General features: G+C 61.6%; 11 protein-coding genes and 2 pseudogenes. 9 read left to right on the top strand and 4 right to left on the bottom strand.

The window, feature by feature from the left end:
* Positions 1 to 53: 53 nt before the first annotated feature.
* Positions 54 to 809, bottom strand: a complete 756-nt coding sequence (locus KGB25_RS30700; RefSeq protein WP_404943259.1) for a methyl-accepting chemotaxis protein — start codon at positions 807 to 809, stop codon at positions 54 to 56.
* 102 nt (positions 810 to 911) lie between these two features.
* Positions 912 to 1,058 (bottom strand): annotated as a pseudogene (locus KGB25_RS30695) (HAMP domain-containing protein); the annotation flags it as partial.
* 1,513 nt (positions 1,059 to 2,571) lie between these two features.
* Here KGB25_RS30695 and KGB25_RS24370 point away from each other — a divergent pair.
* The 3 genes and pseudogenes from KGB25_RS24370 to KGB25_RS30685 all read left to right on the top strand — a co-directional run bounded on the left by KGB25_RS24370 (position 2,572) and on the right by KGB25_RS30685 (position 5,758).
* On the top strand, positions 2,572 to 3,888 hold the full coding sequence (locus KGB25_RS24370) for a Na+/H+ antiporter family protein (protein WP_162130708.1): 1,317 nt from the start codon (positions 2,572 to 2,574) through the stop codon (positions 3,886 to 3,888).
* 187 nt (positions 3,889 to 4,075) lie between these two features.
* Positions 4,076 to 4,852: pseudogene (locus KGB25_RS30690) on the top strand (cache domain-containing protein); the annotation flags it as partial.
* A gap of 84 nt (positions 4,853 to 4,936) precedes the next feature.
* Entirely contained in the window at positions 4,937 to 5,758 is an 822-nt protein-coding gene (locus KGB25_RS30685) for a methyl-accepting chemotaxis protein (RefSeq protein ID WP_404943258.1), read from the top strand.
* A gap of 187 nt (positions 5,759 to 5,945) precedes the next feature.
* Here the strand turns inward: KGB25_RS30685 and KGB25_RS24360 are convergent, their stop codons facing one another.
* On the bottom strand, positions 5,946 to 6,881 hold the full coding sequence (locus tag KGB25_RS24360; RefSeq protein ID WP_223437047.1) for a LysR family transcriptional regulator: 936 nt from the start codon (positions 6,879 to 6,881) through the stop codon (positions 5,946 to 5,948).
* 237 nt (positions 6,882 to 7,118) lie between these two features.
* Between KGB25_RS24360 and KGB25_RS24355 the strand changes: the two genes are divergently transcribed.
* The 3 genes from KGB25_RS24355 (at position 7,119) to KGB25_RS24345 (ending at position 8,422) form a co-directional block, all read left to right on the top strand.
* Positions 7,119 to 7,604, top strand: coding sequence for a DMT family transporter (locus KGB25_RS24355; RefSeq protein WP_008045188.1), 486 nt, complete (start codon positions 7,119 to 7,121; stop codon positions 7,602 to 7,604).
* Between the two features lie 2 nt (positions 7,605 to 7,606).
* Complete coding sequence (locus KGB25_RS24350) at positions 7,607 to 8,059, top strand: DMT family transporter (RefSeq protein ID WP_192419822.1); 453 nt, start codon at positions 7,607 to 7,609, stop codon at positions 8,057 to 8,059.
* A gap of 198 nt (positions 8,060 to 8,257) precedes the next feature.
* A complete protein-coding gene (locus KGB25_RS24345; RefSeq protein ID WP_008045190.1) occupies positions 8,258 to 8,422 on the top strand; it encodes a metallothionein in 165 nt (54 codons plus the stop codon).
* Between the two features lie 105 nt (positions 8,423 to 8,527).
* On the opposite strand, the gene KGB25_RS24340 is transcribed toward KGB25_RS24345, so the two are convergent.
* Positions 8,528 to 8,755, bottom strand: a complete 228-nt coding sequence (locus tag KGB25_RS24340; protein ID WP_008035177.1) for a DUF6555 family protein — start codon at positions 8,753 to 8,755, stop codon at positions 8,528 to 8,530.
* A 146-nt stretch (positions 8,756 to 8,901) separates the two neighbouring features.
* Between KGB25_RS24340 and KGB25_RS24335 the strand changes: the two genes are divergently transcribed.
* The 3 genes from KGB25_RS24335 to KGB25_RS24325 all read left to right on the top strand — a co-directional run bounded on the left by KGB25_RS24335 (position 8,902) and on the right by KGB25_RS24325 (position 11,017).
* On the top strand, positions 8,902 to 9,672 hold the full coding sequence (locus tag KGB25_RS24335; protein ID WP_032832904.1) for an AraC family transcriptional regulator: 771 nt from the start codon (positions 8,902 to 8,904) through the stop codon (positions 9,670 to 9,672).
* Positions 9,673 to 9,855: 183 nt separating this feature from the next.
* Positions 9,856 to 10,029, top strand: coding sequence for a DUF1427 family protein (locus KGB25_RS24330; RefSeq protein WP_008035179.1), 174 nt, complete (start codon positions 9,856 to 9,858; stop codon positions 10,027 to 10,029).
* 31 nt (positions 10,030 to 10,060) lie between these two features.
* Entirely contained in the window at positions 10,061 to 11,017 is a 957-nt protein-coding gene (locus KGB25_RS24325) for a zinc-binding alcohol dehydrogenase family protein (protein WP_223437045.1), read from the top strand.
* Positions 11,018 to 11,101 lie beyond the last annotated feature (84 nt).

Below are 11,101 nucleotides of genomic sequence, written 5' to 3'. Positions count from 1 at the left end.
CTTCAAAATCGCCATCGCCGGCAAGCCGGCTCCTACAAGGGGTGTGTTGTCAGTCAGACGCGGAATTGATCCATCAGGCTCTGTTGCTGATTCGCCAGGCTGTTAAGCGACTGGCTCACCCGCGCCGATTCATTCGCCTGCCCCGACAGCGACTCGGTTACGTCCCGGATCGTCGCCACGTTGTTGTTGATCTCTTCCGCCACCGCGCTTTGCTCTTCCGCCGCCGAGGCAATCTGCAGGTTCATGTCGCTGATCACCGTCACTGCGTCGCCGATCTGGCGCAACGCCGTGACGGCCTGGCTGACCTGCTCGACACTGCCCTGAGCCTGGCGATGGCTGTTGTTCATCGACCCCACCACATCCTGCGTGCCGTTCTGCAACTGTTCGATCACCAGACGGGTTTCTTCAACCGACTCCTGCGTACGCCGCGCCAGGTTGCGCACTTCGTCGGCGACCACCGCAAAACCGCGTCCGGCCTCACCGGCACGGGCCGCTTCGATGGCGGCGTTGAGGGCCAGCAGGTTGGTCTGCTCGGCGATGGCGCGGATCACTTCCAGTACCGAGCCGATTTTCTCGCTGTTGGCCGCCAAACCTTCGACCTGCACCATCGCTGCGCTCATGTCGGCGGCGAGGTTGTCGATGCTGGTGGTGGTCTGGTCGATCACGGTCAAGCCACGGCGGGTGGCGTGATCGGCATCGCGCGCTGCTTGTGCCGCTTGTGCCGCGCTGCGGGCAACGTCCTGGGCGGTGGCGCTCATTTCGTGGGAAGCGGTCGCCACCTGATCGACCTGACGGTATTGCTGTTCCATGCCGGCGCTGGTCTGCGTGGCGATGGCAGAAGACTGGTCCGCCGTGCTGCGTGCGTCCTGAACCGAGCGTTTCACCTCGGCGATGATCGGTTGCAACTTGTCGAGAAAGCGGTTGAACCAGCCGGCCAACTGGCCCAGTTCATCCTTTTTGTCATAGGCCAGACGCCGGGTCAGATCGCCTTCGCCGCTGGCGATGTCTTCGAGCATGTGCGCCACGCCGAGGATCGGTTTGGTCACGCTGCGCGCCATCAGCCACACCAGCAACAGGCCGATCAACGCGGCCAGCACGCCGAGGCCGAGTTCGACCAGTGTGCCGGCGGTATTGCTTTCATCGAGTTGTTTTTTCAGGGTTTCGGCGGGGCCGACCAGGACTTTTTCCGGCACATCGAGCAACACGCCCCACGATTTGCCGTCGGGGATCGGCTGGAACGGCGACAGCACTTTCAACTGCTGGTTGCTGTGCAGGCTGGCGGTTTTGTTGCTGGCGGCGAGCAGGCGGATCAGTTCGGTGCCGTTGGTTTTATCCACAGCGTCCAGGCGCTGGGCGAGTTTGCTGGCGTCCGGGCTGTAGCCGGCGAGCAAACCGGCCGGGCTGATGATGCTGACGTTGGTCTGGCCGTCATAAAGCTTCTTGCTCGCGCCCTGGCTGACTGCTTGCAGGCTGTTGAGGTTGATGTCCACCGACAGCGAGGCGATGACTTTGCCATTGACCATCAGCGGGAACACGATGCTGGTCATCAGCACGTTCTGGCCGTCGATCACATAGAAGTAGGGTTCGATCACGCAGGGCTTGAGCGAGGTGCGCGGGCAGGTGAACCAGGCGTTGGCGGGTTCGCCGCTGGGGCCGGTGCTGGTGTCGGCCATGTCAGTTTCGGGCAGCGCCATCGACGTCACCTTGCCGGGGGTCGGTTGCGACCAGTACAGCGCGAAACGGCCCTTGTCGTTGCTGCCCAGCTCAGCCTGGCCGGCAAACAGTTCATCCTTGCCGTCCAGCGCATTGGCTTCGAACACCAGCGACAGGCCGAGCAATTCCGGGTTGGCTTGCAACGCAGACTTGACCTGGCGGGTCAGGTCTTCACGCAGGTCGAAGGCATCGAGAAAGCGCTTTTCGGCCTGATCGCGCAGGAACAACACCTGACGCGAGAAGCCGTGGCCATATTGATAGGCATCCATGAACTGCTGGCGAATGTTCAGCGCCTGGTTTTCGCCCTGGGACTCGATCCGGGCCTGGGCGGCTTCAGTGAGCATCTCCATGCTCGAGGCTTTCACCAGCTCGGAACTGTGCTCCATGCGATACAGCGAAAGACCTACCAGCAAGGTCACGATACCGGCGAGGCAAAGCCCGGCCAGCAGGGTGATTTTCCATTGAATGGAAAGTTGTCTGAGCGACATGGAGACGTCCTTATTCGATAAATATCTGAGACTTTGCACTGTAACGGCCGAAAATCCGCATTCTTTACGCCGTCCGACGAAATGGAATCATTATCACGAATCCTGTAGGAGCCAGCTTGCTGGCGATGGCGTCCGTCCAGTCAATAACGGGGGGACTGAACCACCGCCATCGCCGGCAAGCTGGCTCCTACAGGGGGCGATGTCGTTTTGGAAAGGGAGGGCCTAGCTTGCGTTCGGGTCTCGCGGCTTTGACAAGGCGGTGATGGTCCGGCACAGTGCGCGCCCTCTAATAAAACCCATTCCTTATCCCGCTGGCGGCTCTTCGCAGACTGCCGGCCGGGCTCATTTCGCTTGCCTTGAGGTAACGATGATTAATGCTGTAATTGCCGCGGTCGGCATCATGCTGATTCTCAGCCTGTCCCGCGTGCACGTGGTGATCGCGCTGATTATCGGCGCGCTGGTGGGTGGTTTGACCGGTGGCCTTGGCATCGACGCCACCTTGAAAGCCTTCAACAGCGGCCTCGGCGGCGGGGCGACGGTGGCCTTGTCTTATGCCTTGCTCGGCGCATTTGCGGTGGCGATCGCCAAGTCCGGCCTGGCCCATGCGCTGGCCGACAAAGCCCTGGCCATGGTTGACCGCCAGCACGCCAACGGTGGCGGTTCGGTGAAGTGGCTGCTGATCGGCCTGCTGTGGGTGGTGGCCATCGCTTCACAGAATATTCTGCCGATACATATCGCTTTTATTCCGTTGCTGGTGCCGCCGCTGCTGTATGTGCTGACCAAGCTGCAACTGGATCGGCGGTTGATCGCCTGCGTCATGACCTTCGGCCTGATCACCCCGTACATGTTCCTGCCAGTGGGCTTCGGCAACATCTTCCTCAATGAAATCCTGCTGGCCAACGTGGCCCGCAGCGGCGTCGATATCAGCGGCATCAACGTCACCCATGCCATGGGCATTCCGGCGCTGGGCATGGTGGTGGGGCTTGCGGCAGCCTTTATCAGCTATCGCAAGAAGCGTGTCTACGACCTGGAAAAGATCGAACAGGTCGAGCAGGTCGCGGTGCAGTACAACCCGCTGAGCCTGATGGTTGCGGGTGTGGCCATCGCGGCGGCGTTCATTATTCAGTTGTTGCTGGACTCGATGATTATCGGTGCACTGGCAGGCTTTTTGATCTTCTCGGTGTCGGGCATCGTGAAGTGGCGCGACACCGATGACCTGTTCACCGAAGGCATGAAGATGATGGCGATGATCGGTTTCATCATGATCGCCGCCTCGGGGTTTGCCGAAGTGATGAAAGCCACCGGTCAGGTGCAGACGCTGGTTGAAGCGTCGGCGTCGTGGATCGGCCACAGTAAAGGCATCGGTGCGCTGCTGATGCTGCTGGTCGGTCTGCTGGTGACCATGGGCATCGGTTCGTCGTTTTCCACCGTGCCGATTCTGGCAGCGATTTTCGTGCCGCTGTGCGTGCAACTGGGGTTCAGCCCGATCGCCATCGTCTGCATCGTCGGCACCGCCGGCGCGCTGGGCGACGCCGGTTCGCCTGCTTCCGACTCGACGCTCGGCCCGACCTCCGGCCTGAACATCGACGGTCAGCACCACCACATCTGGGACACCGTGGTCCCGACCTTCCTGCATTACAACCTGCCGCTGCTGGCGTTCGGCTGGGTGGCCGCGATGGTTCTCTGAACGAAGATCCCCTGTGGGAGCGAGCCTGCTCGCGATGATCTGTCAGCCAGATTGATGGCGACTGACACTCCATCGCGAGCAGGCTCGCTCCCACAGAGGGGATTGCATTGGCCACTGATTCAACTTTTGGTTGCGCGTGCCGTTAAAGCCTTTAACCACGCCAATAAAACCAAAAGAGTGAACCGTCATGCGCATGAGCCTGAAGGCTAAAGTCCTGTCCCTTGCCGTCCTCCCGGTGTTGCTCTTTGCGCTGGTCATCAGCCTGACCACGTTGTTCGTTCTGCAGGAACAGGCCCGCAAGGAAGTCGAGGAGACGCGTCAGCGCCTGCTCAGCGACGCCAAGGCTACCCTGCAAAGTTACGTCGCCGTGGCCATGACCGCGATCAAACCGCTCTACGAGGCCGCCGCCCCCGGCGATGACGCGGCGCGGGCCCAGGTGATCAAATTGCTGTCGAGCATCAGCTACGGCAAGGAAGGCTACTTCTTCGGCTACGACTCCAACACCGTGCGCCTGTTCAAGGCCAACAGCCCCGAAGGCGTGGGCCAGAGCTTCAAGGACAACCGCGACCCGAACGGCGTCTACGTCAACCGCGACCTGGTGAAAGTCGCCAAAGACGGCACTCACTACCTGCAATACAGCTCGCCATTGCCTGGCAACACTCAGGTGCTGGTACCAAAACTCGGCTACACCGAATACCTGCCGAAGTGGGATATGGCGGTTGGCACCTCGGTCAACCTCGACGGTATCGAGGCGCAAGTGGCCGTGGTCGAAGCCAAGGTTCAAGACCGGATGGAAGGCGTGTTGTTGAGCATCATCGGCATCGCCGCCGTCGTGCTGCTGCTGATTGCCGCCGCCGGCATGCTGCTGGCCAACACCATTCTGCGTCCGCTGAACCTGATGAAAGCCAACCTCGACGACATCGCGGCGGGCGAGGGCGACCTGACCCGGCGCCTGACCATCACCAGCCAGGATGAACTCGGCCAACTCGCCGGCTCGTTCAACCGGTTCGTCGACAAGATCCACGGCCTGGTGCGCCAGATCACCGAAATGACCTCGCAATTGACCGGGCTGGTGAACCAGGTCTCCGATCAGGCCCAGCGTTCGGATCAGGCGATGGAGCGTCAACGTCACGAGACCGATCAGGTGGCCACGGCGATCAACGAAATGTCGGCCGCCGCGCAAGAAGTGGCGAAAAGTGCACAAAACGCCGCAGTGGCGGCGCAGCAGACCGACGAAGAAGGCCAGACGGCCAAGCGTGTGGTGGCCGGCAGCATCGTCAAGATCCATGCGTTGGTCGACGATATTCGCAGCAGCGGCGTGTCCCTCGACAGCCTGCAAAAGGACGTGTCATCGATTGTCAGCGTGCTCGGGGTGATCCGTTCGATTGCCGAGCAGACCAACCTGTTGGCGCTCAACGCCGCCATTGAAGCGGCCCGTGCCGGTGAGGCCGGTCGCGGATTTGCGGTGGTGGCCGACGAAGTCCGTGCGCTGGCCAGCCGCACGCAAATCAGCACCCAGGAAATCCAGGGCATGATCGACCGCTTGCAGGCCGGCACTCAGTCGGCGGTGGAAGCGATGCGCCGCTCCAGCGAGGCCGGCGACGGCACGTCCATGCAGGCCAACGAAGCGGGTGCTTCGCTGGACACCATGGCTCAACTGATCGGCACCATCAACTCGATGAACGCGCAGATCGCCAGCGCCGCCGAGGAGCAGACCGCCGTGGCCGAAGAGATCAACCGCAGCGTGCATCAGATCGCGGTGGCCGTGGACAACGTGGCCGGCGAAACCCAACTCGGCGCCCAGACGTCCCGCAGCCTGGCTGATCTTGGCCAGCGCCTCGGCACTCTGGTCGGCCAGTTCCGCATCTGACCCCCACACCTTGTAGGAGCCGGCTTGCCGGCGATGGCGACATGTCAGCCAACATCGATGTCGACTGACACAACACCCCTTTGTAGGAGCCGGCTTGCCGGCGATAGCGGTGTGTCAGGCGCCATCAATGTTGACTGACGCGCCGCCATCGCCGGCAAGCCGGCTCCTACAGGTTGTGCTGTCAATGTTACGGCCTGTCCCAATACGGCACAGCCCCAAAGCATTCGACATAGAAATCAATCACCGTCCTTACCTTCACCGACAACCGCCGGCTCCCGGGCCAGAGCACGGCGATCTGTTGCGGCTCAAGGCTGTTGGACACCTGATATTCCCCCAGCACCGGCACCAGCGTGCCGTTGCGCACCGTTTCACCAATCAGCCACGACGGAAACATCACCAGGCCCAGGCCTTGTTCGGCGGCCTGTGTGAGGGTGTCGGCGTGGTTGCCGGTGATCGGTCCCTTCACCGAGTAGGGCCTCCAGTCCTGCTGACCCTGGCGGAAAAACCAGCGTTGCTGGCCGGCCACGCCTTTGTAGGCCAGGCATTGATGCGCCGCGAGGTCTTCGGGATGCAACGGTGTGCCATGGCGTTTCAAGTACGCCGGGCTCGCCGCCACCTGAAAGCGTTGCGGCGCCAGAATCCGCGCCTGCATGCTCGAATCGTGCAGCGGGCCGATGCGAAACAGCAGGTCGGCACCTTCCTGTAACGGTGCGACGTAGCTGTCGGTCTGCTGGATATCCAGCTGCAATTTCGGGTAACGCTCGCACAGTTGCCCCAGCCAGGGCGTCAGGTGCCGCTGGCCAAACACCACCGGCGCGTTGATCCGCACCAGCCCGCTCGGCTCGCTTTGTTGTTCCTGCAACGCCTGTTCGGCTTCCTCCAACTGCACCAGTACCAATCGCGCATGGTCGCCGAGCAAGCGTCCGGCTTCCGTCGGCGTGACCGCGCGGGTATGGCGGTAAAGCAATTGCTGGCTCAGCGCCTGTTCCATCAACTGGATCTGCCGGGAAATCGACGACGGCGCCAGGCCTTCGCGGCGGGCGACTTCAGAGAAGCTGCCGTGGTCGAGTACGGCGACAAACAGCCGAAGTGCCTTGAAACCCAATTCGTGGAGGCCGTGCATGAAGAATCCTGCTGTGCGAGTTACGCAAAAGTGTTGTCAGGATGCTCCCATTTATCGCACAGCAGCGCCAGCCGATAATGCGCTCACTTCCTGCACGCAGACCTTGTAGGAGCGAAGCTTGCTCGCGAAGGCGGCGTGTCAGTCGTCATCTTCGGCGACTGACACGCCGCCTTCGCGAGCAAGCTTCGCTCCTACAGGCGACCGTGTAGTTCATTTGGAAATGGGTAGGTCTCTGTTATGCAATCTTCTTCAATCGATATCGCTGTCACACCAGCAACCCAACCCGGGTTGCGGCTTTTGCTGCTGCCTTTGGTGATCCTGGCCGGTATGGGCCTGTCCGTGGAGGCCGGTCTGCTCGGGCCGCTGGGGGTTCAGGTCGGTCACTTGTGGGCGACGTTGAGCATCTTCGGCGTCGGCTCGGCGATCCTGTTTTTCCTGCTGTTGCTCAGCGGCCCGCAAAAGGGACCGGCCTTCAGCGACCTGCCGCGCTGGCAGTTGATCGGCGGTTTTCTCGGGCCGATCTACGTGGTGGTGCTGACCCTGGCCACGCCGTACATCGGCATTGCGATGACGATGATCGCGATCCTGTCCGGGCAGGTCGGTAAAAGCGTGCTGATCGACCACTTCGGCTGGTTCGGCGCCACTCGTAAAAAGGTCAACGGTGAACGTTGGCTGGCCTTGCTGCTGATTGTGGCGGCACTTGTTCTGATTGCGCGGGGTTAATGATGAATCTGATTATTTTGTTGGCGGTGGTCGTGGCTGCCGGTGCGGTGTTGAGTGTTCAGGCCGCCATCAATGGGCGTCTGGGCGAAACGGTCGGTGTGCTGCGCAGCAGTTTGTTGACGTTCGTGGTGGGTGCGGTGAGCACCGGGTTGCTGATCCTGTTTTTCGAGCCGGCCCATGCCGTGAGCCTGCTGGACGTGCCGAAATGGCAGCTCAGCGGCGCGCTGTTCGGCGTGGTGTACATGATGGTGATGGTGGGGGCGGTGCCACGGGTGGGTACGGCGGTGGCGACGGTCGCGGTGATCGTCGGGCAGTTGGGCATGGGGATGCTGATCGATAACTTCGGCTGGCTGGGCAACCCGCAGATCGAACTGTCCGGCAGCCGGATACTGGCGATGGTGTTGCTCGGGTTGGCGCTGGTGTTCATGTATCGCAGCAATACCCGCCAGGCCTGACCGCTTTCGCTTTCCTGTAGGAGCGAGGCTTGCCCGCGAAGCAGATGCCGCGATCTAAACAGTTACATCGCGTTATCGTTCTTCGCGGGCAAGCCTCGCTCCTACAGGTTTGGGCTGCGTCGTCTGTGGCAACTTCTACACTGGTGAGACGGGTTGTAGCTTCAAGCCCCGACGACCACCACCTGAGGAGTCAGACTCATGATTGACAGTGAAGACATCTGCGACTGCCCGAAATGCAACTGCAAACTGGGCCAGCATCCGATCGCACGTCACGGCAAGCACTACTGCTGTGAGGCCTGCGCCAAACACCATGAACACGGTGAAGAATGCGTGCACAAAGAATGCAAGTGCGCTCAACACTGACTGTAGGAGCGAGCCTGCTCGCGATGGACTCACGAGCGACGCGTTTGAGCAGAAGATGCGCGTCATCGTTAACGTCCATCGCGAGCAGGCTCGCTCCTACAGTGGTCAGCTTGCTGGCCGCCAAGTGACATTTTCCACGCCGAATTTTTCCGCCATCGGCTTGCTGGTCTTTTGCACTTTCTCCCTTCCAAAGCGCGGGATCCGGCCCACGCCGGCGTCGCAACTCGCCCAATGCCAAGCCTGCGCATTGTCCATTTTGTCCAGGCGAATGATGAAAGACTTTGGGACGCCATGAAGGGTGTATTCAATGACGAAAAGTTTTGCGTTATTCATAAAGCCCGTATTCCTCCCTGTAGTAATAGAAGGATCGTCGGCGGTACGGAAAATTCATTCGGATTGTCAGACGGCTGCAGCCAGTGGCGACAAGGCCTGCGGCTGGTTACCATGGATTTTCTGAAAATCCCCGATGAATGCTGACCATGGCCCTTGCCGCGCCCCCCGACCTGAGTGACACCGATGTGCCCGTGCAACCGCTGGCGCGCACCTATCCGCGCGGGCTGTTCATCGAGCCCCACGAGCATGTCTGGGGCCAGTTGTTGTATGCGATGAGCGGCGTGATGTGGGTCGAAACGCCGCATGAGGCGCTGGTGGTGCCGCCGCAACGGGCGGTGTGGTTGCCGCCGGGCGTGCCTCACGGCATTCGCGTGGTCTCGGACCTGCAGATGCGCAACATCTACCTGCGTCCGGCATTGGCGGCGACGCTGGACGACACGGTCCAGGTGATCGAAGTGGGCGGGTTGCTGCGTGAACTCATCGTCGGGCTGGTGGAGCAGGGCGACGACGGCGCGCCGGAGTATTACGAAGCGCTGGTCGGGCTGGCACTGCTGGAACTGCGGCGAGCCAGGCGTTCGCTGCTGAAGATCCCGTTGCCGGATGATTCCGACCGGCGCCTGATGAACCTGTGTCAGGCCGTCATGGCCGCCCCATCGCTGGACGTTTCCTTCGAACAACACGCGCAAAACGCCGGGGCCAGCGTGCGCACCCTGGCGCGGCTGTTCAAGGACGGTCTGGGCATGGGCTTCGCCGAGTGGCGGCGACAAGTGCAACTGGCGACTGCAGTCGCGGAGCTGATCCAGGGGGCGCCGGTCAGTGCGATTGCCCGGGAGCTGGGCTACTCGCCGAGCAGCTTCAGCGACATGTTCCGTCGGGAACTGGGTGTCGCGCCCTCGCAGTTCTGCACGAACCTGTAGGAGCCAGCTTGCTGGCGATAGCATCCTCAAATTTTGCATCGCCCTCACGTCAGCTATCGCCAGCAAGCTAGCTCCTACAGGTTATTGGGGGTGGTTTGGCCGGAATTCAGAAGCACTTGGCCGATGCTCGCGGATGCCGGCCTTTAGACTTTGGGCATCCCTCAATTGCCCACGGAGTCTGCCATGAGCTACCTCATCTCGCTGGTCATCGGTCTGGGCGTCGGTTTGCTTTACGGCGCGCTGGATTTTCGTTCTCCCGCCCCACCGGCCATCGCGCTGGTGGGCCTGCTGGGCATGCTCGCCGGTGAAAAGTTGTGGCCCATGGGGCGGCAACTGGTCACTGGCTGGATCTCCTGAATTCCCTTTCCCCTGTTGGATGGACACTCCCATGAAAGCATTGCAGTTCGACAAAACCGGCGACCTTTCGGCCCTGCGCTATGTCGAGGTTCCGACCCCCGTGCCCGGCGCCGATGAAGTGCTGGTGCAAATCAAGGCCGCCGGCCTCAATCCCAGCGATGTGAAGAATGTGCTGGGGCGTTTTCCCTACACCACGTTGCCGCGCATTCCCGGGCGTGATTTTGCGGGTGTAGTTGTCGAAGGCCCGCAGGCGCTGATCGGTCAGGAAGTGTGGGGCACCGGCCGTGAGCTGGGCTTTTTCGCCGATGGCTCCCATGCGCAATTCGTCAAGTTGCCGGCCAACGGCGTGGCGCGCAAACCGACGCACCTGAGTTTTGCCCAAGCCGCCAGCCTCGGCGTGCCTTACACCACGGCGTGGGATGCGCTGGAGCGCAGCCTGGTGAACGCACAAACGCGGTTATTGGTGATCGGTGGCGGGGCGGTCGGCAGTGCTGCGCTGGCGCTGGCCAAGGTACGTGGCGCCCAGGTGCTGGCGGCGGCGCGTCGGCCGGAGCAGGTCAAGGACTTGCAGGCCCAGGGGTATCAGACGTTGCAGCTGGATAAACCCGAGGACTTGGGCGCGCAGGTGAATGCGGTCTACACCGGCGGTGCCGATGTGATTTTTGACACCACCGGGTTCTGGCTGCCGGCTTCCGTCCCCGCGTTGGCCGCGTTCGGTCGCATAGCGATCATCGCCGCGCCGGTGGATGGCCAGGTGCAATTGCCGGCCCTGGCGCTGTATCGCAAGGGCGGTTCGGTGGTGGGGATCAACTCGTTGCTATACGGCGTGCAAGCGTGCGCGGCGATGCTCGATCAGTTCGGCCGGTTCTTCGACCAGGACCTGTTGCCGTTGCCGCAAGGGTTGTTCGAATCGCCACTGGCCGAAGGGCTGGAACGTTATGCCGAAGTGAATCAGGGTCGTGGCGACAAAGTCATCCTGCTGCCATAACCCAAACCTTGTAGGAGCCAGCTTGCTGGCGATGAACGATAACGCGGTGCTCCCGAAACACCGCGGCGTCTGCATCGCCAGCAA

The organism is Pseudomonas sp. BF-RE-21 (assembly GCF_019947305.1).
Lineage (GTDB): Bacteria > Pseudomonadota > Gammaproteobacteria > Pseudomonadales > Pseudomonadaceae > Aquipseudomonas > Aquipseudomonas migulae.
This window is presented reverse-complemented; position numbering and strand designations above follow the sequence as displayed.